Source organism: Pseudomonas sp. PS1(2021), from assembly GCF_020405165.1.
Taxonomy (GTDB): domain Bacteria; phylum Pseudomonadota; class Gammaproteobacteria; order Pseudomonadales; family Pseudomonadaceae; genus Pseudomonas; species Pseudomonas aeruginosa.
This window is the reverse complement of the sequence record NZ_CP084484.1, coordinates 2,717,138-2,737,806: the sequence shown is the minus strand read 5'-3', so window position 1 is coordinate 2,737,806 and position 20,669 is coordinate 2,717,138. Positions and strand designations below refer to the sequence as shown.

Annotated in this window: 20 protein-coding genes and 3 tRNA genes; 7 read left to right on the top strand and 16 right to left on the bottom strand. The window is 64.2% G+C overall.

What is annotated here, in order from left to right; genetic code table 11:
* Positions 1-49: 49 nt before the first annotated feature.
* From LE197_RS13065 to acnB, 5 genes are all read right to left on the bottom strand, one after another.
* A complete protein-coding gene (locus tag LE197_RS13065; protein ID WP_003120302.1) occupies positions 50-1,261 on the bottom strand; it encodes an MFS transporter in 1,212 nt (403 codons plus the stop codon).
* A 353-nt stretch (positions 1,262-1,614) separates the two neighbouring features.
* Positions 1,615-2,310: a polysaccharide lyase family 7 protein gene (locus LE197_RS13060; protein WP_003087865.1), complete on the bottom strand. Its 696-nt coding sequence runs from the start codon at positions 2,308-2,310 to the stop codon at positions 1,615-1,617.
* Between the two features lie 229 nt (positions 2,311-2,539).
* The gene (locus tag LE197_RS13055; RefSeq protein WP_003087868.1) at positions 2,540-3,118 is read right to left on the bottom strand and encodes an ANTAR domain-containing response regulator; all 579 of its coding nucleotides are present in this window, start codon (positions 3,116-3,118) and stop codon (positions 2,540-2,542) included.
* 16 nt (positions 3,119-3,134) lie between these two features.
* On the bottom strand, positions 3,135-4,343 hold the full coding sequence (locus tag LE197_RS13050) for a CmpA/NrtA family ABC transporter substrate-binding protein (RefSeq protein ID WP_014603053.1): 1,209 nt from the start codon (positions 4,341-4,343) through the stop codon (positions 3,135-3,137).
* A gap of 177 nt (positions 4,344-4,520) precedes the next feature.
* Entirely contained in the window at positions 4,521-7,130 is a 2,610-nt protein-coding gene (gene acnB, locus LE197_RS13045; protein ID WP_003087875.1) for a bifunctional aconitate hydratase 2/2-methylisocitrate dehydratase, read from the bottom strand.
* 381 nt (positions 7,131-7,511) lie between these two features.
* Between acnB and LE197_RS13040 the strand changes: the two genes are divergently transcribed.
* Positions 7,512-7,979 carry a DUF1289 domain-containing protein gene (locus LE197_RS13040; protein ID WP_003098041.1) on the top strand — a complete coding sequence of 156 codons (468 nt, stop codon included), beginning with the start codon at positions 7,512-7,514 and terminating at the stop codon, positions 7,977-7,979.
* Between the two features lie 55 nt (positions 7,980-8,034).
* Here LE197_RS13040 and LE197_RS13035 read toward each other — a convergent pair whose 3' ends face one another.
* Complete coding sequence (locus LE197_RS13035) at positions 8,035-8,898, bottom strand: universal stress protein (protein WP_003087881.1); 864 nt, start codon at positions 8,896-8,898, stop codon at positions 8,035-8,037.
* Between the two features lie 170 nt (positions 8,899-9,068).
* On the opposite strand from LE197_RS13035, the gene LE197_RS13030 reads away from it, so the two are divergent.
* Positions 9,069-9,692, top strand: a complete 624-nt coding sequence (locus LE197_RS13030; RefSeq protein ID WP_003122839.1) for a tRNA isopentenyl-2-thiomethyl-A-37 hydroxylase MiaE — start codon at positions 9,069-9,071, stop codon at positions 9,690-9,692.
* A 48-nt stretch (positions 9,693-9,740) separates the two neighbouring features.
* Here the strand turns inward: LE197_RS13030 and LE197_RS13025 are convergent, their stop codons facing one another.
* The 3 genes from LE197_RS13025 to LE197_RS13015 form a co-directional block, all read right to left on the bottom strand.
* Positions 9,741-11,072 (bottom strand): SPFH domain-containing protein, encoded by a 1,332-nt coding sequence (locus LE197_RS13025; RefSeq protein WP_003120298.1) that lies wholly within the window; start codon positions 11,070-11,072, stop codon positions 9,741-9,743.
* 133 nt (positions 11,073-11,205) lie between these two features.
* The gene (lpxH, locus tag LE197_RS13020) at positions 11,206-11,928 is read right to left on the bottom strand and encodes a UDP-2,3-diacylglucosamine diphosphatase (protein ID WP_003113585.1); all 723 of its coding nucleotides are present in this window, start codon (positions 11,926-11,928) and stop codon (positions 11,206-11,208) included.
* 4 nt (positions 11,929-11,932) lie between these two features.
* The gene (locus LE197_RS13015; RefSeq protein WP_003087890.1) at positions 11,933-12,430 is read right to left on the bottom strand and encodes a peptidylprolyl isomerase; all 498 of its coding nucleotides are present in this window, start codon (positions 12,428-12,430) and stop codon (positions 11,933-11,935) included.
* 122 nt (positions 12,431-12,552) lie between these two features.
* Here LE197_RS13015 and LE197_RS13010 point away from each other — a divergent pair, with 122 nt between their 5' ends.
* Together LE197_RS13010 and cysS are read left to right on the top strand one after the other, a co-directional pair.
* The gene (locus LE197_RS13010; protein WP_003098032.1) at positions 12,553-14,223 is read left to right on the top strand and encodes a glutamine--tRNA ligase/YqeY domain fusion protein; all 1,671 of its coding nucleotides are present in this window, start codon (positions 12,553-12,555) and stop codon (positions 14,221-14,223) included.
* 9 nt (positions 14,224-14,232) lie between these two features.
* A complete protein-coding gene (gene cysS / locus LE197_RS13005) occupies positions 14,233-15,615 on the top strand; it encodes a cysteine--tRNA ligase (RefSeq protein WP_003120296.1) in 1,383 nt (460 codons plus the stop codon).
* 57 nt (positions 15,616-15,672) lie between these two features.
* Here the strand turns inward: cysS and folD are convergent, their stop codons facing one another.
* Positions 15,673-16,527, bottom strand: a complete 855-nt coding sequence (gene folD, locus LE197_RS13000; protein WP_003087898.1) for a bifunctional methylenetetrahydrofolate dehydrogenase/methenyltetrahydrofolate cyclohydrolase FolD — start codon at positions 16,525-16,527, stop codon at positions 15,673-15,675.
* 278 nt (positions 16,528-16,805) lie between these two features.
* Between folD and LE197_RS12995 the strand changes: the two genes are divergently transcribed.
* The 3 genes from LE197_RS12995 (at position 16,806) to LE197_RS12985 (ending at position 17,148) form a co-directional block, all read left to right on the top strand.
* Positions 16,806-16,882 (top strand) — tRNA-Arg (locus LE197_RS12995).
* Positions 16,883-16,933: 51 nt separating this feature from the next.
* Positions 16,934-17,009 (top strand) — tRNA-His (locus LE197_RS12990).
* Between the two features lie 54 nt (positions 17,010-17,063).
* Positions 17,064-17,148, top strand: a tRNA-Leu gene (locus tag LE197_RS12985).
* Positions 17,149-17,157: 9 nt separating this feature from the next.
* On the opposite strand, the gene LE197_RS12980 is transcribed toward LE197_RS12985, so the two are convergent.
* The 6 genes from LE197_RS12980 to LE197_RS12955 form a co-directional block, all read right to left on the bottom strand.
* On the bottom strand, positions 17,158-18,114 hold the full coding sequence (locus LE197_RS12980; RefSeq protein WP_096305921.1) for a tyrosine-type recombinase/integrase: 957 nt from the start codon (positions 18,112-18,114) through the stop codon (positions 17,158-17,160).
* Between the two features lie 38 nt (positions 18,115-18,152).
* Complete coding sequence (locus tag LE197_RS12975; RefSeq protein WP_196718099.1) at positions 18,153-18,467, bottom strand: helix-turn-helix domain-containing protein; 315 nt, start codon at positions 18,465-18,467, stop codon at positions 18,153-18,155.
* 177 nt (positions 18,468-18,644) lie between these two features.
* Positions 18,645-19,100 (bottom strand): hypothetical protein, encoded by a 456-nt coding sequence (locus tag LE197_RS12970; RefSeq protein WP_033942993.1) that lies wholly within the window; start codon positions 19,098-19,100, stop codon positions 18,645-18,647.
* The gene (locus tag LE197_RS12965) at positions 19,097-19,453 is read right to left on the bottom strand and encodes a hypothetical protein (protein WP_033997148.1); all 357 of its coding nucleotides are present in this window, start codon (positions 19,451-19,453) and stop codon (positions 19,097-19,099) included. Before LE197_RS12965 ends, LE197_RS12970 begins: the two co-directional genes overlap by 4 nt.
* Positions 19,450-20,001: a hypothetical protein gene (locus tag LE197_RS12960; protein ID WP_181016888.1), complete on the bottom strand. Its 552-nt coding sequence runs from the start codon at positions 19,999-20,001 to the stop codon at positions 19,450-19,452. The genes LE197_RS12965 and LE197_RS12960 overlap by 4 nt, the downstream gene beginning before the upstream one ends.
* Positions 19,998-20,513, bottom strand: coding sequence for an ead/Ea22-like family protein (locus LE197_RS12955; protein WP_226034073.1), 516 nt, complete (start codon positions 20,511-20,513; stop codon positions 19,998-20,000). Before LE197_RS12955 ends, LE197_RS12960 begins: the two co-directional genes overlap by 4 nt.
* Positions 20,514-20,669: the final 156 nt, after the last annotated feature.

Below are 20,669 nucleotides of genomic sequence, written 5' to 3'. Positions count from 1 at the left end.
CGAGGCCCGCAGGCGCTGGCCTCGCCAATGCTCAGTCGCAGCCCCACGCTCAGACCCGCGCGGCGGTGACCGCGGCCGAGCCCCAGGTGGTGCGCCAGCGCCGCTTCACCCCGTGGAGGCCGAACCAGGCCAGCACGCCGAGACTGGCGAACAGCCACAGGCCGAGCTGGTAGTCGCCGGTGCTTTGCTTGATCGCGCCGAGGCCGGCAGTCAGGCAGAAGCCGCCGATGCCGCCGGCCATGCCGATCAGCCCGGTCATCACGCCGATTTCCTTGTGGAAGCGCTGCGGTACCAACTGGAACACCGCGCCATTGCCGGCACCGAGACTGAGCATGGCGACCACGAACAGGCCGAGGGCGGCCATCGCGCTGGACAAGTGGAAACCGACCGCGGCGATGCAGATGGCGGCCAGGGTGTACACCATCAGCAGGCTGCGGATGCCGCCGATGCGATCGGCGAGGGCGCCACCGAGCGGGCGCATCAGGCTGCCGGCGAAGACGCAGGCGGCGGTGTAGTAGCCGGCGGTCACCGGGTTCAGGCCGTACTGGTCGTGGAAATAGCCGGGCAGGGTGCTGGCCAGGCCGAGGAAGCCGCCGAAGGTGACGCTGTAGAAGAACATGAACCACCAGCTGTCGCGGTCGCCGAGGGCTTTCAGGTAATCGCCCATGGCCTTGGGCGCCGGCCGCTGCGGGGCGTTGCGCGCGACCATGGCGAACACCAGGAGGGTCAGGACGAGCGGCAGCAGGGCGAAGCCGAACACGTTGTTCCAGCCGAACGCGGCGGCCAGGCCGGGGGCGAAGAGGGCGGCGAGCACGGTGCCGGAGTTGCCCGCGCCGGCGATGCCCATGGCCTTGCCCTGGTGTTGCGGCGGGTACCATTGCGATGCGAGCGGCAGGGCCACGGCGAAGGATGCCCCGGCGAAGCCGAGGAACAACCCCAGCAGCAGTGCCTGCTCATAGCTGTTCACGCCCAGCAGCCAGGCGGCCGCGAGGGCGGCGATGACGATGACCTGGGCGAGGATGCCGGCGCTCTTCGGCGACCAGCGATCGGCCAGCAGGCCGAGCAGGAAGCGCAGTACGGCGCCGGCGAGGATCGGCGTGGCGACCATCATCGCGCGCTGCTGGGTGCTCAGTTGCAGGTCGCCGGCAATCTGCACCCCCAGCGGGCCGAGCACGTACCAGACCATGAAGCTCAGGTCGAAATAGAGAAACGCCGCGAACAGGGTCGGCGCATGGCCGGCCTTCCAGAAGCTGTTGTTCATCGAACACCTCGTATCCAGCGGAATCGGGGCGGAACGGCCGCCCGGCGGAAGTTGCATCGCTACAAGGTGAGCGTCCGACAGCGGACCACCCACCCGCCCCGACGCTGGGGCGAAACGACGAAGACGCCACGGGCCTCTGCCGGGAAGGAGAGGCCGCGCGACGTCTTTGTCGGGGATGGGTAACCGCCGTTGGCTACCGTCTGGCAGGACGTAGCAAGCTCTTTGCCAAGTTGTCGAAAGCGCGGCGTAGAGCGGTTGCAGGGACAACCATGGCGTCGGGCGTGCACGCCGCGGTGGCAGGCGTCGGGGGCTTGCACAGGGCTGGGGCGGCGCGTCCGTGCGCCGTCGGCGGTTCAGCGATGGGCGGTGTTCAGGTGGTAGATGGTCACGCGGCTGCCTTCGCCGCTGTCGCCGGCGTTGTCGTTCACGTAGGCGCCGGCCTTGAAATAGAGCAACTGGTCGTTCCAGGCGCTGCCGAGGGTCTGGTAGTAAGCGTCCTCTTCGCCGTCCTGGCTGCGTGCGCGCACCGCCAACTCGCCGCTGGAGGTGACGCGCAGGCTGTAGTTGAAGCGCTCGCCCAGGCGTACCTGCTCGAGGATCGACACGTTGCGGCTATAGGAATCGTCCGGGTGGTTGCGTACCAGCGCCTCGACCCGGCCGAGGCCTTCCTCGGGCTTGTAGTAGTACTGCAGCTTCACCAGAGGTTCGCCGTCGTCGGTCTGTGGCGACTTGCTGTGGATCTGGCCGATGATCACCTTGTTCTTCGAGGGGACCTTCTCGACGCTCATGGTCACCCGCAATTCGTTGTCGGCCTGCCAGTAGTACCAGTTGTCGAGGCTGCCGTCGGCCTGGGTTTCGCGCAGTTCGGTGCGAGGATAGGTGCTGTCCTCGGTGTGCGAGCCGTCGATGGGCACCCAGAAGACCAGGCCGCCATCGTTGCCTTGCTGGAAGTACCGGCTCTGGTAGCCGTTGTTGAGTTGCTGGGTGGTGATCACCTGCGGGGTGGGTTCGGTGGGAATGGTAAGGTTCCAGGTGCTGAGATCGATCATGCTGAGCATCTCCTGACCGCTGAGTCGGCGGTGCGGTTCGGGCGGACGCCTGCGGCTCCTAGCCCTGGGCGTCCACTGCGGGCCTCCCTGGTCATGCTAGTCGAGGGTGGCGAGGGGGTAGCTCCCAGAACGGATAGGGCCGTTCCGGGCGCACGAGCATAGCCGCGCCGCTCTGCGCCGGGGGCCAGCAGGGTGGCTGGCGATATGATCGCCAGCTGCCCAGCCGGATTCAGCCGCCGAGCATGTCGTGCATGGCGATGATCTGCTCGGCGACCTGGATCAGCTTCTGCTGGCGGCTCATGGCCTGGCGCCGCATCAGCGTGTAGGCCTCCTCCTCGCCGCAATGCTTCATCTTCATCAGCAGGCCCTTGGCCAACTCTATGCGCTTGCGCTCGGCCAGCTGCGCCTCGCGCGCCTGCAGTTGAGCGCGCAGCGCCTGGTCGCTCTCGAAGCGCGCCATGGCGACGTCGAGGATCGGTTGCAGGCGGCTGGCCTGGATGCCTTCGACGATGTAGGCGCTGACCCCGGACTGGATGGCGCGGCGCATCACTCCCGGATCGTGCTCGTCGGTGAACATCACGATCGGGCGCGGCTGGTCGCGGCTGACCAGGCAGACCTGCTCCATCACGTCGCGGCCGGGAGACTCCGTGTCGATCAGGATCACGTCGGGACGCAGCGCTTCGACGCGCGCCGGCAGGTCGATGGTCAGCCCCGACTCGTCCACCACTTCGAAACCGCTCTCGAGCAGGGCGGCCCTGAGGCGTCCGACTTTCTTCGGCGTGTCGTCGATCAGCAGGATACGCAGCATGGCGGGCGCACCAGGGTCAGGGGGCGATGCCCTGGCCGGTTTCGGCCAGGGCGTGGATCGGGAAGCTGCGGGCGTAGCCGGCGGGGTCGCTGCCGTCCCAGGTGCGCCCGTCGATCAGTGTCGAGCGGCGCATGTCGGCGCCGTCCAGGCACAGGCCAAGGGCCGTCGCGGCATCGCGGTACAGCGCGGTCTGCTGGACCCTGCGGGCGATGCCCAGGTAGTCCGGGTCTTCGCGCAGCAGGCCCCAGCGGCGGAATTGGGTCATGAACCACATGCCATCCGAGAGCCAGGGCCGGTTGACTTCGCCGTCGGCATAGAAACGCAGCGGATGCGGGTCCTGCCAGGCGTTGCCGAGGCCGTCCTGGTAGCGGCCGAAGAAGCGCGGCTGGATCGCGCCGAGCGGAGCGTCGACATAGTCGCGGCCGCTGATCAGTTGCGCGGTGCCCAGGCGGTTCTCGGCGTTCTGTTCGATGAAGCGGCTGGCGTCGAGGACCGCCATGACCAGCGCGCGGGCGGTGTTCGGGTAGGCGTCGACGAAGGCGCGGGTAGTGCCGAGGACCTTTTCCGGGTGGTCCGGCCAGATCGCCTGGCTGGTGGCGATGGTGAAGCCCTGGCCCTGGTCCACGGCCAGGGCGCCCCAGGGTCCGCCGGCGCAGAACCCGTCGATGCGCCCGGCCTGGAGATGGCCGACCATCTGCGCCGGTGGAACCACCACGCTGTGCACGTCGTGCAGCGGATGCAGACCGATGCTCGCCAGCCAGTAGTTCAGCCAGAGCGCGTGGGTACCGGTGGGAAAGGTCTGCGCCAGGGTCAGGCGTGCACCATTCTGGCGCCGATGCCGGAGCAGTGCCTCCGCACTGGTCACGCCAGCCTGCTTCAGCGGTTCGGAAAGATTGATCGCCTGGCCGTTCTGGCACAGTCCCATGAGCACCGCCATCTCGCTTGCCGCGCTGCCGCCGAGGCCGAGCTGGACGCCGTAGACCAGCCCGTACAGGCACTGCGCGGCATCCAGCTCGCCGCTGAGCAGCTTGTCGCGCAAGGTGGCCCAGGACGGTTGGCGCCTGAGATTGAGCGTGAGGCCGTAGGGCTGGGCGAAGCCCTGGGTGGCGGCCACGATCAGCGAGGCCGAATCGGTCAGCGCCATGAAACCGATGTCCAGGGCGCTCTTTTCCGGTGCGTCGGAACCGCCGGCCCAGGCCTGGCTGCGTATTGCTCTGTCTGTCATCACCACCTCGAGTGCGGGAGGGCGGCGCGGGCCGTCCCGTTTTCCAGTGCGCAGGCGCCGTCGTCGGCGCGCTTTTCCATAGCTGCCACAGCAAGCGCTATGCCAGGCGGCGCGGGGGTTTTCGCCGGGCAAGAAAAAGCCCCGCACGGGGCGGGGCTTGTTCGACGCGTCGCTGGATCAGGCCTGGACGACCGGGATCTTGGCGTTCGCAGCCGCTTCGCGGAACTCGGCGATCTGGTCGAAGCTCAGGTAGCGGTAGACGTCGGCAGCCATGCTGTCGATGTCCTTCGCGTAGGCCATGTACTCCTCCACGGTCGGCAGTTTGCCGAGGATCGAGGAGACCGCCGCCAGCTCGGCCGATGCCAGGAACACATCGGTGGCATCGCCCAGACGGTTCGGGAAGTTACGGGTCGAAGTGGAGACCACGGTGGAACCGGTCTGGACGCGAGCCTGGTTGCCCATGCACAGCGAGCAGCCCGGCATTTCCATGCGCGCGCCAGCCTTGCCGTAGATGCCGTAGTAGCCTTCCTCGGTCAACTGGTGGGCGTCCATCTTGGTCGGCGGAGCCAGCCACAGACGGGTCGGGATACCGCCCTTGACCTTGTCCAGCAGCTTGCCGGCGGCGCGGAAGTGACCGATGTTGGTCATGCAGGAGCCGATGAACACTTCATCGATCTTGCGGCCCTGTACGCTCGACAGCAGACGCGCGTCGTCCGGATCGTTCGGCGCGCAGAGCACCGGCTCCTTGACGTCGGCCAGGTCGATCTCGATCACCGCGGCGTACTCGGCGTCCTTGTCGGCTTCCAGCAGCTCCGGCTTGGCCAGCCAGGCTTCCATCGCCTGGGCGCGACGCTCCAGGGTGCGCGGGTCGCCGTAGCCTTCGCCGATCATCCAGCGCAGCAGGGTGATGTTGGACTTCAGGTACTCGGCGATCGCCTGTTCCGGCAGCTTGATGGTGCAGCCGGCGGCGGAACGCTCGGCCGAGGCGTCGGACAGCTCGAAGGCCTGCTCCACGGTCAGGTCGTTGAGGCCTTCGATCTCGAGGATGCGGCCGGAGAAGATGTTCTTCTTGCCTTTCTTCTCGACGGTCAGCAGGCCCTGCTGGATCGCGTAGTAAGGGATCGCATGGACCAGGTCACGCAGGGTGATGCCCGGTTGCAGCTTGCCCTTGAAGCGCACCAGCACCGACTCCGGCATGTCCAGCGGCATCACGCCGGTGGCGGCGGCGAAGGCCACCAGGCCGGAGCCGGCCGGGAACGAGATGCCGATCGGGAAGCGGGTGTGCGAGTCGCCGCCGGTACCAACGGTATCGGGCAGCAGCATGCGGTTCAGCCAGCTGTGGATGATGCCGTCGCCCGGGCGCAGCGACACGCCGCCACGGGTCATGATGAAGTCGGGCAGGGTGTGGTGGGTCTTGACGTCGATCGGCTTCGGATAGGCCGCGGTGTGGCAGAAGGACTGCATCACCAGGTCGGCGGAGAAGCCGAGGCAGGCGAGGTCCTTCAGTTCGTCGCGGGTCATCGGGCCGGTGGTGTCCTGGGAACCGACGGTGGTCATCTTCGGTTCGCAGTAGGTGCCCGGGCGCACGCCCTGGCCTTCCGGCAGACCGCAGGCGCGGCCGACCATTTTCTGTGCCAGGGTGAAGCCCTTGCCGCTATCGGCCGGTGCTTCCGGCTTGCGGAACAGGTCGGAGGCGCCCAGGCCCAGCTCGGCGCGGGCCTTCTCGGTCAGGCCACGGCCGACGATCAGCGGGATACGGCCGCCGGCGCGGACTTCGTCGAGCAGGACTGGGGTCTTCAGCTCGAAGGTGGTGACCACTTCGCCGCTGTCGTGGCGAACGACCTTGCCTTCATAGGGGTATACGTCGATGACGTCGCCCATGGCCAGGTTGGTGCAGTCGAACTCGATCGGCAGGGCGCCGGCATCTTCCATGGTGTTGTAGAAGATCGGTGCGATCTTGGTGCCGAAGCAGAAGCCGCCGGCACGCTTGTTCGGCACGAACGGAATGTCGTCGCCGAAGAACCACAGCACCGAGTTGGTGGCGGATTTGCGCGAGGAACCGGTGCCGACCACGTCGCCGACGTAGGCGACCGGGAAGCCCTTGGCCTTGACCGCTTCGATCTGCTTCAGCGGACCGACCGAACCCGGCTGGACCGGCTCGATGCCGTCGCGGGCCATCTTCAGCATGGCCAGGGCGTGCAGCGGGATGTCCGGGCGCGACCAGGCGTCGGGGGCCGGGGAGAGGTCGTCGGTGTTGGTTTCGCCGGGGACCTTGAATACGGTGAGAGTCAGCTTTTCCGGGACTTCCGGCTTGGCCTTGAACCACTCGCCATCGGCCCAGGATTGCAGCACGGACTTGGCCGCGGCATTGCCCTTCTTGGCGCGCTCGGCGACGTCGTGGAAGGCGTCGAACATCAGCAGGGTGTGCTTCAGCTGTTCGGCGGCGGTGTTGGCCAGTTCGGCGTCGTCCAGCAGCTCGACCAGGGTGGCGATGTTGTAGCCGCCCTGCATGGTGCCCAGCAGCTCGGCGGCACGTTGCTTGTCGATAAGGGGGGAGGTGGCTTCGCCCTTGACGATGGCGGAAAGGAAACCGGCCTTGACGTAGGCGGCTTCGTCGACGCCCGGCGGTACGCGGTTGGTGATCAGGTCAAGGAGGAATTCTTCTTCGCCGGCCGGCGGGTTCTTCAGCAGCTCGACCAGGCCTGCGGTCTGTTCGGCGTTCAGCGGTTGGGGCACGACACCCTGGGCGGCACGCTCTTCTACGTGTTTGCGGTAGGCTTCAAGCACAGTATTTCCCTCATCAGTGGTCCCGGGGGACACGTATCCAGGAACCGACGCAGATCCGCTCGTCAGGCCCAGGTGGACGGTAATCCACCAACCTACGAGGGCATCGGCAGGTTCCAGACAGAAGCTGTTTTCAAAGTTTTACGCCGGCGGGCTGGGGTGGGGCTGGCGAGACGCTTGAGGGAGGCGCCGTCGCCAGCGTACCTGCCGGAAACTGTGCTCGTGACGCTTTGAAAACAGCTTCTAACGGACATTGGCGCCTAAAAAGGCGGGCCAATGTTACTGGAAACTCGACGCAAAGTTAAGTCGGAAACCCTAGGAACCACGGGGTGAACTTGATTAGACAAAGGGCTAAGATGCCGCTTTGTTTTCGTTGTCCCGGCCATGTCTTCGCAAAGAATCAAAACCCCCTGCGTAGGGCTTTGCTCCACGGTATACGGCGACCTGGTATGCCGTGGCTGCAAGCGTTTCCACCATGAGGTGGTCAACTGGAACCTCTACGACGCCGAGGAAAAGCGGGCTGTCTGGAGTCGCCTTGAGCAGTTGCTGGCCCAGGTGATGGCCGCCAAGCTGGAAGTCTTCGACGCCGCGCGCCTGCGCCTGCAACTGGAGCAGCGGCAGATCCGTTTCGTCCCCGAGCAGTCCCCCTATTGCTGGGCCTACCAGTTGATCGCCCGCGGTTCCCGGCTGATCAACCAGATCGAAGCCTACGGCGTGGCACTGCTGCCGGAATTCCGCGACTGGAGCCTGCCGGACCTGCGCGATGCCATCGACCGGGAATTCTTCCTGCTGTCGGAAGCGCATTACCAGCGCTACATCGCGCCCTCGTTCCTGCAGGCGATCGACAGATAGGCGGTGTCTCCAGCGAAAAAGCCGCCCTTGGGCGGCTTTTTCGTCCGACCAGCGGTCACTCCTTGCTGGCCAGCTCCTCCAGGTGGGCGATGATGTCGTCCGGCTTCAACACCAGCACGTCGCTTTCCAGGGTATCCAGCACCACTTCCGCGGTATTGCCGATCAGCGCGCCGGACAACCCTGTGCGCGCCACGGTGCCGATCACGGTGACCACCGCGTCGAGCTTCTGCGCGGTGCGCGGGATCAGCACGTCGGCCGGACCTTCCTCGATGTGCAATTGTTCGTCGCTGAAACCGTACTCGGCCTGGAAGGTGCGGCAGGCCTCGCGATAGCGGGCCTCGATGGTTTCGCTGAGCTGGAAGGTCGGGTCGGCAGAGGAGAGCATCGGCGAGGGGTGGGCGCTGATCACGTGCAGCGTGGCCTTGGCCAGGCCGGCGATGTCGTAGGCATGGCTGATGATCCCGGCGTGCAGGGAGCGGTGCTCGCCGTCGTTGTTGCCGACGTCGACCGCGGCGAGGATCTTTCCTCCCGTCCAGGGCCGGGCGGTCTTGGTCATCAGTACCGGACAGGGCGCGAAGCGCAGCAGCTTCCAGTCGTCCGGGGTGAGGATGGCCTTTTTCAGCGGGTTGTCGGGAAAGTGCTGCTTGATGATCAACCCGCAGCCTTCGGCCTGTTGCTCGGCGATGATGGTCTGGTGCAGGGAGTCCTTCCAGGCCTGGTTGGTCGAGACGCTGTAGCCTTCCTCGCGCAGCTCCTGGGCCAGGTCGTTGAGAGCGGCGCTGTGGTCGCGGCGCTTCTCGCAGACCAGCAGGTGCAGGTGCGACTGGGTCACGCCGGCGATCAGTTGTGCCCGTTTCAGGGCGAGACCTTCCAGCTGGTCCGGTTCAATCACCACGAGGATGCTGCGAATGGCTTGCATGATCGTCTCCCTGAGTGCTTGTGGTTATCGCTGAAACAACTCTAGACGCAATCCAGCCGCTGCTCTTGATGCATATCAAACGGGTCGGCCTGCCCGACCGCCGCAGCTTCCGTATAATGCTCCGCCTTTCCTGCCCCGACCAGCGTCATGGCAGGCCCTTTCCAGAATGAGTGACCTGCACCATGTTGCCCGAGATCGACCAATTCCTTGCCTGTTCCACTCCCGCCGCCTGGGTCGAGGCGGCCCTGGAGCGCCAGGACGTCATGCTGCTGGACCACAAGGCCTGCGAGATGAAGGCCGCGGCGACGGCGATGCAACTGATCGGCAAGTACTCCGGCCGCCTGGACCTGGTGAACAAGATGAGCCGCCTGGCGCGCGAGGAGCTGCGCCACTTCGAGCAGGTGCTGGCGATCCTGAAGAAACGCGGTATCCGGGTGGTCAATGTCAGCGCCTCCCGCTACGCCTCGGCGCTGCGCGACCTGGTGCGCAAGCAGGAGCCGCAGCGGCTGACCGATACGCTGGTGGTCGGCGCCTTCATCGAGGCGCGTTCCTGCGAGCGCTTCGCCGCCCTGGTGCCGCACCTGGACGCGGAGCTGGCGAAATTCTACGGCGGTTTGCTGAAGTCCGAGTCGCGGCATTTCCAGGACTACCTGAAGCTGGCCTACCAGTACGGCGACGAGGCCGACGTGGAGCGGACGATCGAGGTGGTGCGGGCCAAGGAGGCCGAGCTGATCAGCAGTCCGGACAACGAATTCCGCTTCCACAGCGGCCTCCCGGTGGACCTGGTGGCCTGAGTCGGAAACAAGAAAGCGCCCCGCGGGGCGCTTTTTTTGCTGCCTGGATCAGTCCTTGACCTTGAGGTCGAGGGCCAGGTCGCGGGCGGCCTTGGTCGCCAGAACGCCCATCAGCTGGCCGATCTCGTCCTGGCGGCTCGCCGCGCCGTTGGCGCCGGCGCCCATCATTACGCTGGGGACGGGGGCCTGGGCGGCGGCTTCGGCCCAGACCTTGTTGATCGCGATCAGCGCGTCGAGCTTCGGCTGCAACGCGCCGTCCGCCTTGATCACCGCTTCGCGGGCGTAAGCCTCGGCGTCGGCGGTGATCTTGGTGGCCTGGGCGGTCACCGTGGCCTTGTCGCGCAGCAGTTCGGCGGTCTGCTTCTCGATCTCGGCGCGCTGCTTCTCGCGCTCGGCGTTGATCACCGCCAATTGCTTGTCGGTTTCCGCCTGGGTGGTGCGTTCGATCTGGTCGCGCAGGGTTTCCTGGCGCTTGGCCTCGACTTCCTTCTCGCCGCGGGCGGTGACCAGCAGCTTTTCCTCTTCTTCCTTCAGGCGGTTCTGCCGCGCCACCGCCAGCTCGGCGAGCGCCTGCTGGACCTTGACCATGCGCTGCTTGTACTGCGGGTTGGGATCGACGTTGGTGATCCGCGCTTCCACCACCTCGACGCCGAACTTGCGGAACTGCTGTTGCTTGCGTACCGGGATGCCCTTGGCATCGGTGACCTTCTCGGTGACGAACTGGCTGGCGTTGTTGTCGCCGAACGCTCCCTGCTCGGTGCCGGCCTGGAGGATCGCGGTCTGGTGCGGAATGGCGCCGCGCGGCCCGCGGACTTCCTTGCGCTTGATCAGGTACAGGCCGTCGTTGAGCTGGTTCTCGAACTCGGCGGCGAATTCGCTGCGGGCTCCGGCGTAGTAGTCGTCGGCGCTCATCAGCGAAGCGGTGGCCTGGAGGGTTTCCTTGATCGCCGGCACCAGTGCGGTGCGGATGAAATTGTCCGGGTTGCGGTATTCCTGGGCCATCTTCAGGAACGGCTCGCCGCCGGGTAGGCGAAAGCGCGCGGAAGATTCGACCTTGGCGTCGACGTTGCCGAGGAACACGATCGGGAAAGCCTCGATGGTGGCGCCGAGGCCGTCGTTGTCCGGATTGGTGTCGTTATCGTCCATGACCAGCACGGACTGCACGCTGATGGCCTTCTTCCAGGTGGTGGCGCGACCGAACCACTTGGTCGCGTAGCCGACGTCATCGACGATCTTCTCGTCGCCGAAGATGGTCCTTACGTGGGTCATGAAGCCGGCTTCGTTATAGAAGAACACGCCGTTGAACAGGCCGAAGCCGAGGGCGAGCATGCCGAGGGGGGCGGCGACGAACTTGATCAGGTTTCCCTTCGAGATGATCACGATCATTCCTTGATGCGGGGTGGGGGAGCGCGATCCTGCTGAAAGGTGGCCCGCGACGTCAAGATGGACAGCGGAAAAAATGCGAATCGCATAATGCTTCGCTGAAAGGCCCGCATGGCGGGCCTGGGGTGGGTCAGAGCGGGAAGGGCGCCTGGCGATGGCCGTTGGCGTCGATCTCCAGGGCCCAGCCCTGGCGGTCCCAGTCGCCGAGCACGATGCGCCGGGCGGGCTGGCCGTCGATGTCCAGCGGGTGTTCGGCCGGCCGATGAGTGTGGCCGTGGATCAGGGTACGCACGCCATGCCCGCGCATGACCCGGGGCACTTCTTCGGGCGTGACATCGATGATGTCGACGGCTTTCATGCGGGTCTGCGCGCGGCTTTCCTTGCGCAGCTTGCGTGCCAGCTTGTGCCGGGTGGCCAGTGGCAGGTGGCGCAGTACCCAGAGCGTGAGCGGGTTGCGCAGCCAGCGGCGCAGGCGCATGTAGGCCTCGTCTCGGGTGCACAGGCTGTCCCCGTGCATCAGCAATACCGGCTCGCCGTACAGGTCGATCACGCTCGGGTCGGGCAGCAGCGTGCATCCGGCCTCGCGGCAGAACGCCTTGCCAATGAGGAAGTCGCGATTGCCGTGCATCAGGTAGATGCGCGTACCGCCGTCGGCCACCTGGCGCAGGGACTGGGCGATGGAGCGCTGGAAGGCGTCCATGCCGTCGTCGCCGATCCAGGCTTCGAAGAAGTCGCCGAGGATGTACAGGGCCTCGGCCCGGCGGGCGCGCTCATCGAGGAAAGACAGAAACGCCCGGGTGATGTCCGGGCGTTCCGCTTCGAGATGCAGGTCCGAGATGAACAGGACGCTCATCGCTTCATTCTTCGACGATTTCGGCCTTCTCGATGATCACGTCCTCGGCCGGCACGTCCTGGTGGCCGCTGCGCATGGTGGTGGCCACGCCCTTGATCTTGTTGACCACGTCCATGCCCTCGACCACTTCGCCGAAGACGGCATAGCCCCAGCCCTGGGTGGTGGGGGCGGTATGGTTGAGGAAATCGTTGTCGGCGACGTTGATGAAGAACTGCGCGCTGGCCGAATGCGGGTCCATGGTACGAGCCATGGCGATGCTGCCGACCTTGTTGGTCAGGCCGTTGTTGGCTTCGTTCTTGATCGGTGCGCGAGTGGGCTTCTGCTTCATGCCCGGCTCGAAACCGCCGCCCTGGATCATGAAGTTGTTGATCACGCGGTGGAAGACGGTGTTGTCGTAGTGGCCGCTTTTCACGTACTCCTTGAAGTTCGCCGCGGTTTCCGGGGCTTTCTCTTCATCGAGCTTCAGGGTGATGACGCCATGGTTGGTATGCAGCTTGATCATGTGGGTAATCCGCTTTGTCGTGAAAATCGAAGGCCTGTCAGGGGGTTGACAGCTTCGGCTATGATAAGCGCTTTGATTTGCCCGGCCTACCCTGGTCGGGCGAGAGCATGACCAAGGATCCCATGAGCAAGCCAGAGACCACCGCCGCCCCGAACTTCCTGCGCCAGATCGTTCAAGCCGACCTGGATGCCGGCAAGCACGCGAAGATCGTCACCCGTTTCCCCCCGGAGCCCAACGGTTACCTGCACATCGGCCACGCCAAGTCGATCTGCCTGAACTTCGGCCTGGCCCAGGAATTCGCTGGCGATTGCCATCTGCGCTTCGATGACACCAACCCGGCCAAGGAAGACCAGGAGTACATCGATGCCATCGAGGCCGACATCAAGTGGCTGGGCTTCCAGTGGTCCGGCGAGGTCTGCTATGCCTCCAACTATTTCGACCAGTTGCATGCCTGGGCCATCGAGCTGATCAAGGCCGGCAAGGCGTTCGTCTGCGACCTCGGTCCCGAGGAAATGCGCGAATACCGCGGCACCCTCACCGAGCCGGGCCGCAACAGCCCTTACCGTGACCGTTCGGTGGAGGAGAACCTCGACCTGTTCGCCCGCATGAAGGCCGGTGAGTTCCCCGACGGCGCCCGTTCGCTGCGGGCGAAGATCGACATGGGTTCGCCGAACATGAACCTGCGCGATCCGATCCTGTACCGCATCCGCCATGCGCATCACCACCAGACCGGCGACAAGTGGTGCATCTACCCGAGCTACGACTTCACCCACGGTCAGTCGGACGCCATCGAGGGCATCACCCATTCGATCTGCACCCTGGAATTCGAAGACCATCGTCCGCTCTACGAGTGGTTCCTGGCCAACCTGCCGGTACCTGCGCAACCGCGCCAGTACGAATTCTCCCGGCTCAACCTGAACTACACCGTGACCAGCAAGCGCAAGCTCAAGCAATTGGTCGACGAAGGCCATGTCAGCGGCTGGGACGATCCGCGCATGTCGACCCTGTCCGGCTATCGCCGCCGCGGCTACACCCCGGAGTCGATCCGCAACTTCTGCGAGATGATCGGGGTGAACCGTGCCAGCGGCGTGGTCGACATCGGCATGCTCGAGTTCAGCATCCGCGACCACCTGGACGCCACCGCGCCGCGTGCCATGTGCGTGCTGAAACCGCTCAAGGTGGTGATCACCAACTACCCCGAAGGGCAGGTGGAGAACCTCGAGTTGCCGCGTCATCCGAAGGAAGACATGGGAGTGCGCGTACTGCCGTTCGGTCGCGAGCTGTTCATCGATGCCGGTGACTTCGAGGAAGTCCCGCCGGCCGGCTACAAGCGCCTGATCCCCGGTGGCGAGGTGCGTCTGCGCGGCAGCTACGTGATCCGTGCCGACGAAGCGATCAAGGATGCCGACGGCAATATCGTCGAACTGCGCTGCAGCTACGATCCGGACACCCTGGGCAAGAACCCGGAAGGCCGCAAGGTCAAGGGCGTGATCCACTGGGTGCCGGCCGAGGGCAGCGTCGAGTGCGAAGTGCGCCTGTACGATCGGCTGTTCCGCTCGGCCAATCCGGAGAAGGCGGAAGAGGGCGGCAGCTTCCTCGACAACATCAACGCCGACTCCCTGCAGGTACTGGCCGGCTGTCGCGCCGAGCCGTCGCTGGGCCAGGCGAACCCGGAGGATCGCTTCCAGTTCGAGCGCGAAGGCTATTTCGTCGCCGACCTGAAGGACTCCAGGCCGGGCAAGCCGGTGTTCAACCGTACCGTCACCCTGCGTGACTCCTGGGGACAGGGCTGAGGAAAGACCGTGCTGCAGATCTACAACACGCTGAGCAAGACCAAAGAAGTCTTCACGCCGCTGGTCGGCAACCAGGTACGCATGTACGTGTGCGGCATGACCGTGTACGACTACTGCCATCTGGGCCACGGCCGCAGCATGGTGGCGTTCGACGTGATCACCCGCTGGTTGCGCCACCGTGGCTACGACCTGACGTACGTGCGCAACATCACCGATATCGATGACAAGATCATCAATCGCGCCAACGAGAACGGCGAGCCGTTCGATGTGCTGACCGAGCGCATGATCGCGGCGATGCACGAGGACGAGGCCCGGCTGAACATCCTCAAGCCGGACCAGGAGCCACGCGCCACCGATCACATCGCCGGCATGCACGCGATGATCCAGACCCTGATCGACAAGGGCTATGCCTACGCGCCGGGCAACGGGGACGTGTACTACCGGGTCGGCAAGTTCGCTGGCTACGGCAAGTTGTCGCGGCGGCGGGTCGAGGACCTGCGCATCGGTGCGCGGATCGAGCCGGGCGAAGCGAAGGAGGATCCGCTCGATTTCGTGCTCTGGAAGGGCGCCAAGCCTGGCGAACCGAGCTGGTCGTCGCCCTGGGGCGAGGGGCGCCCGGGCTGGCACATCGAATGCTCGGTGATGTCCACCTGCTGCCTGGGCGATTCCTTCGACATCCATGGCGGTGGCAACGACCTGGAGTTCCCTCATCACGAGAACGAGATCGCCCAGAGCGAGGCCGCGACCGGCAAGCCCTACGCCAAGTCCTGGCTGCACTGCGGGATGATCACCATCAACGGCGAGAAGATGTCCAAGTCGCTGGGCAATTTCTTCACCATCCGCGAAGTGCTGGAGAAATATCACCCCGAAGTGGTGCGTTACCTGCTGATCGCCAGCCATTACCGCAGTCCGATCAACTACTCGGAGGAGAACCTGCGCGAGGCCAAGGCGGCCCTGGACCGTTTCTACAACGCGCTCAAGGGGCTGCCCGAGGCGGCGCCGGCGGAAGCGGCGGAGTATGTCGAGCGCTTCGCCGCGGCGATGGACGACGACTTCAATACCGCGGGTGCCTGCTCGGTGCTGTTCGAGCTGGCGCGGGAGGTCAATCGTCTGCGCGAAAGCGACCTGTCGGCGGCGGCCGCGCTGGCCGCGCGCCTGAAGCAGTTGGCTGGCCTGCTGGGGGTGCTGCAACTGGAGCCGGAAGCCTTCCTGCAGGCGGGCGCCGAGGGCAAGGTCGATGCGGCCGAGGTCGAGGCGCTGATCCAGGCGCGCCTGGAGGCGCGGGCGGCGAAGAACTGGGCGGAGTCCGACCGGATTCGCGATCGGCTCACCGCCATGGGCGTCGTGCTGGAGGATGGCAAGGGCGGCACTACCTGGCGCCTGGCCGACTGAACCCGCAGCGATAAATGAAAAGCCCCGCGAACGCGGGGCTTTTCATTACCGGCGACCTCAGTCGTGCAGGTGTTCGGCGGCGTGCAGGGTATTTTCCAGCAGGCAGGCGCGGGTCATCGGCCCGACGCCGCCCGGCACCGGGGTGATCCAGCTGGCGCGTTGCGCTGCCACTTCGTATTCCACGTCGCCGACCAGGCGGCCGTCGGCCTGGCGGTTGATGCCGACGTCGATGACGATGGCGCCTTCCTTGATCCACTCGCCCTTGACCAGTCCCGGCTTGCCGGCAGCGACCACCACCAGGTCGGCGCGCGACACATGGTCGGCCAGGTCGCGGGTGAAGCGGTGGGTCACGGTGACGGTGCAGCCACCCAGCAGCAACTCCAGAGCCATGGGCCGGCCGACGATGTTCGAGGCGCCGACCACGACCGCATCCATGCCGTACAGGTCGGCGCCGGTGCTGGCGAGCAGGGTCATGATGCCTTTCGGGGTGCAGGGGCGCAGGAGGGGCATGCGCTGGGCCAGGCGGCCGATGTTGTAGGGATGGAAACCGTCCACGTCCTTGTCCGGGTGGATGCGCTCCAGCAGCAGGGAGGCGTCCAGGTGGGCGGGCAGGGGTAGCTGGACCAGGATGCCGTCGATGGCGGGGTCGTCGTTCAGGCGGTCGATCAGGGCCAGCAGGTCGTCCTGGCTGGTTTCGGCGGGAAGATCGTAGGCCTGGGAGAGAAAGCCGACTTCCTCGCAGTCCTTGCGCTTGTGCGCCACATAGACCTGAGAGGCCGGATCGGTGCCGACCAGGATCACCGCCAGGCCGGGAACGCGCAGGCCTTGCTGGCGGCGCTCGGTCACGCGTTGGGCTATCTGCTGGCGAAGGTTGGCGGCGATCGCTTTGCCGTCGATCAGTTGTGCGGTCATGTCGGAAGGGTAACCATCGAATCGGGTGGAAAAAGGACGCGCATTTTCGCATGGACGCCGCCCGGGGCAAAGGAGGCGACCCGTGGATTTGCCGTAACTCCTTTATATAGCTGAATTTTTTTAAAAAACCCGTTGACGGCCTTTCGCCCCCTGTATAACATGCGCCCCGCTTGCCGAGCACAGCCGGACGCAGGGTATGAGGTAAAGCAAGTCGGTTGCTGACTTTGTGATTGCCAGAGCTTAAAGTTTGCGCTCAGCATTGAATGCAGATGAATAAAGCGCCCGTAGCTCAGCTGGATAGAGCATCCGCCTTCTAAGCGGATGGTCGCAGGTTCGAGTCCTGCCGGGTGCGCCATTCGGCGAATCGGCAAGAAGCAGGCGATGTTTTACCGCAAGTCGTAATATGGTGGGCGTAGCTCAGTTGGTAGAGCACAGGATTGTGGCTCCTGGTGTCGTGGGTTCGATTCCCATCGTCCACCCCATATTCCGAAGCGCCAGGCCCGGGGCCTGGCGTTTTCATTTCCAAGCAGTGTCCCGCGGACGTGGTGGAATTGGTAGACACACTGGATTTAGGTTCCAGCGCCGCAAGGCGTGAGAGTTCGAGTCTCTCCGTCCGCACCACCTTCTAAATCAAGTGTTTACGAGCTTCAGCGGCCCTCCATGTAGATGCGCTGGATTATCAGCGTGAACAGAACGTGAAATGCGGCCTTCACGGACTTGATCAAGAACCCCTACAGCATCCCTTACTCTGGCCGGAGCAAGGTGGGCATATCGTTCAGTCATCGCGACTGTCGAGTGTCCGAGCAGATCCCGAACATCCGCCAACGGAACGCCGGCGCTTACCAGCCATGCCGCGCAGGTGTGGCGCAGGTCGTGAATCGTAAAGTCCACAATCTTCGCTGCCTGGCAGGCCTGCTTGAAGCCGGCTGATAGCGAAACCACTCGATCTCCGTTGGCTCTGGCAAAAACCCAGGGGCATTCCGGACTGGTCTCGGATCTGAATGCCATTCGTCGCTTTAACGCTGCCATCGCACCTTCGTTGATCGGTATGCTCCGGCGCTTGCCTGCCTTCGTGTGGGATGCCTCCAAGTAGATCAGTCGATTGGCGAAATCCACTCTGCGCCACTCCAGGCCAAGCATTTCCTCCCGCCGGCATCCGGTGTTTACCGCTAGGCGGATGAAATCCTCGAGCATCGGGCCAAACTTCTGGACGCGCGCGGCGCGGCACAGGGCCTCGACCTCTGCCCTGGTCAGCCAACGATCACGTCCCTCCGCCTCGCGCATCTTCCGCCCCTTCACCGGGTTAGGAAGGTCCCACTCCAGTTCCGTGTTGCAGTGGTTGATCGCCGCGGACAGTGCTGCGAGTTCTCGGTTGATAGTTGCCGGGGATGCGCCGGCATCCAGCCTGTGCTCTCCGTATCCCCGTATGTCCTGGCCCCCTAGATCGTTGACCACGCGTCCGGCAAAATACTCGCGCAGCGGCTTTATGCGGTGCACGGTCGTTTCGTAGCTGCGCTGATGCTGGCGAGCGTGTTGCAGGTACGGAATGATCACCTCCTCAAAGGTCCTGGGCGGATTCACGCCCATTTCCTTTTCCTTCCACGCTTTCGCGCGCTCCTGTTGCTCTAGTGCTTTCGCCGCCGAGTAGTCGGCAGTTCCAGAAGAGCGTCTAACAAGCTTTCCTGTTGCTGATTTGAAAGAGATCCACCAGTAGGCGGAGTCGTTTCTCTTGTACGGCATACTTCCTCCGGTACGCCGACCGCGTCGCGCATGCTAGCAGCGGCTTCCTCTTCAAGCATCTGTTCGAGCTTTTCCTTGTGTATCCGGATGGTCTTTTTGAACCTGACCACCGGGATCAGCTTTTCGTCCGCGTAGCGGTACGCGGTCCTGCGGCTCACGCCGAGAATGCCGGCGGCCGCCTCAACTGAAATCAAAGACATAGCGAGACCTTGGCCGATCAACGGCATCGGGTTGGCGGGTAGAATTCGTGGAGGCTTGGCCGGGCAGGGCGCCCGCATCGGGCAATATGGGGGTTAACTGCTCGGTCAGGCCTTCTGGTAGGATTTGTTGCCCAGCCGGGCGGGCCTCAGGACGAGGCCCTAGTGGGCTCGGCTGGGCTACTTCGGTTGTTTCTGCTTGTTGCGGCGAGCGATGATCAGTTGCTTGGACGCCGTGGCAACTCCCTTTACAACGTCTTCCGGGAGAAGCGCCTCATTGCAGTGCGGGCAAAGCGGAGCCATCTTCGTACTGCGCCACGCTTCGTCGATCACCTTGGCTGCCCGGCTGCGGATTGCAAACTGCTCTGCCTCATGAAGTTCTCGGCGGCGCCTGTTCAAGTCCTTCAAGCCGCCGTCGAATACCTGCACCAGGTGCATGAAGGCATCAAACGGCTCGACCTCCGTTTCACAATCGCTGCACCAGATGCGGCGCTCCTTTTCGTCGTAGACCATTTTCCTGTGACGGCAGGATGAAACGGGGCGTCGGGTAAGCCCTCGTGCCACCCGCAAGTCCTCGATCTGGACGACCTTTACGCCGTAGAGGTATTCATGGGGTTCAATGGGTGCGTCGCTCACTCCCAACCTCCCATAGACTTGCCGATCTCGGCGGCGGCCTCGGTGATTGCCAGCCTGGTTGCTGCCATCTCGCCTAGCTGATCCCAATAGATCGCGCAGTATTCATGACCTGCTGAGTTCGATACCAGAGTCCGCTGGTTATCTCGGTCTGGGGTGACTACGAGTCCGAGCCTCACAGCCAGCCGCAGCGCATGACTGTCATCGGTGAGAGAATTCCAGGCGGTACAGCCACCAAGAAGGCAAAGGCTTGCGGTAGCAGGGTCAACTATAGAGTCGCGTTCGGACTGGAATTTTTCATTGACCCTGTACCTCGCCGCCCGCGCCGCCAGTTCGAGTAGTTCGCGGTCGTTCATTGCGTTGCTCCTTCTAGGGCTGCGTCGATATTTGTGTCAAGTTTGCTAGGGGAGACAAAGCCTTGGCGATAAAAACGATACCGCTCTGCGTCCTTCCGCATGGACTCATAGTCTTCAGCGAAGAACGGCAGTAGTGTTTCGTGCCGTAGTGGCACCCCATTGGCCGCATCGGAAGCGTTGTCCAGAACGTTCTCTGGGGCGTCCAGAGCGCCGAGCACTTGATATGCCTCGCCGGCGAACCTGCGCAGTGCCTCAATTTCCGCCTTGATCTGGTCTTTCTCTCGCGTCCATTCCAGCCATGCGTCTAGGTCGAAATCGCCTTTTAGTCCGATGCGCAGGCGTTCCACCTCGGCAATCAGCTTGAGAATGGCTTGTGGATTGGCGGCGGCGATGAAGGATGCCTTGATCGGATCATCCTCGCCCGTCTCACAAACGAAATCGTTCGCGCAATCGCGCACTTGGTCGATTCCGTTCTCCACGAACCATTCCCCTGGTGCAAATGGAAGAGCACGCACCGCCAGTTCCCTCAGCTTGTTGATATCGGTCATGGCTTGTCTCCTTCCAGGGCTGCTCCGATGATCCTTTCGATCTCGTCGCAGTGTTCGTAGATGTCATTCGGGTGGCTGCCGTTCTTTAATCCGCTAACCATGTTCACGAGGTCGCGGGTAAGTGGGCGGAGATTCCCGTCGACTTCGGCTTCCACGGCCTGTAGCGCTCCCCTCAGCGCATCGTTCTCCGCCTTGAGCTGATCGCGTTCTTCAGTTCTACGCTTGGCTGCCTCGCGCCAATACCCACATCCGCCCGGATGTTCGGTGCATGCGGATAGCTCGTCGAGCAGACTTTCGTTCTCCGCCTTGAGCCTGTCGATATCGTCCAGCAGGGCGAGGACGGTCTTGGGGTTGGCGGCTGCGATGTAATCCACGTCTCCACCTGCGTGCTCGCAGACAACGAATTCGCCGGACAAAACGCAGTCAGGAAGCGAATCGTCGCCGTCCCCGGTTCGCCATTCCCCAGGCGTTGCCACCTCAGCCAGCCTCCGCAGCTCTGCGTGGTCGGTCATGGCTTAACCCTCATTTTCTTCTCAGGCCGCATCCCCTCTTCGCGCAGTACCCGCATTGCCCTGGCCTGGGCTCGCGGAGATGGATTCTGCATGTCGCGCAGGAGACGCCGCGCTCTTTTGCTACCGTGATACAGGTCTATTCCAAGCTCGCAGCAA

Coding starts and splice junctions, on each gene's coding strand:
- LE197_RS13065 (WP_003120302.1), bottom strand. CDS start 1,261: ATGAACAACAGCTTCTGGAAGGCCGGCCATGCGCCGACCCTGTTCGCG.
- LE197_RS13060 (WP_003087865.1), bottom strand. CDS start 2,310: ATGATCGATCTCAGCACCTGGAACCTTACCATTCCCACCGAACCCACC.
- LE197_RS13055 (WP_003087868.1), bottom strand. CDS start 3,118: ATGCTGCGTATCCTGCTGATCGACGACACGCCGAAGAAAGTCGGACGC.
- LE197_RS13050 (WP_014603053.1), bottom strand. CDS start 4,343: ATGACAGACAGAGCAATACGCAGCCAGGCCTGGGCCGGCGGTTCCGAC.
- LE197_RS13040 (WP_003098041.1), top strand. CDS start 7,512: ATGTCTTCGCAAAGAATCAAAACCCCCTGCGTAGGGCTTTGCTCCACG.
- LE197_RS13035 (WP_003087881.1), bottom strand. CDS start 8,898: ATGCAAGCCATTCGCAGCATCCTCGTGGTGATTGAACCGGACCAGCTG.
- lpxH (WP_003113585.1), bottom strand. CDS start 11,928: ATGAGCGTCCTGTTCATCTCGGACCTGCATCTCGAAGCGGAACGCCCG.
- LE197_RS13015 (WP_003087890.1), bottom strand. CDS start 12,430: ATGATCAAGCTGCATACCAACCATGGCGTCATCACCCTGAAGCTCGAT.
- LE197_RS13010 (WP_003098032.1), top strand. CDS start 12,553: ATGAGCAAGCCAGAGACCACCGCCGCCCCGAACTTCCTGCGCCAGATC.
- folD (WP_003087898.1), bottom strand. CDS start 16,527: ATGACCGCACAACTGATCGACGGCAAAGCGATCGCCGCCAACCTTCGC.
- LE197_RS12980 (WP_096305921.1), bottom strand. CDS start 18,114: ATGGGCGTGAATCCGCCCAGGACCTTTGAGGAGGTGATCATTCCGTAC.
- LE197_RS12975 (WP_196718099.1), bottom strand. CDS start 18,467: ATGTCTTTGATTTCAGTTGAGGCGGCCGCCGGCATTCTCGGCGTGAGC.
- LE197_RS12965 (WP_033997148.1), bottom strand. CDS start 19,453: ATGAACGACCGCGAACTACTCGAACTGGCGGCGCGGGCGGCGAGGTAC.
- LE197_RS12960 (WP_181016888.1), bottom strand. CDS start 20,001: ATGACCGATATCAACAAGCTGAGGGAACTGGCGGTGCGTGCTCTTCCA.
- LE197_RS12955 (WP_226034073.1), bottom strand. CDS start 20,513: ATGACCGACCACGCAGAGCTGCGGAGGCTGGCTGAGGTGGCAACGCCT.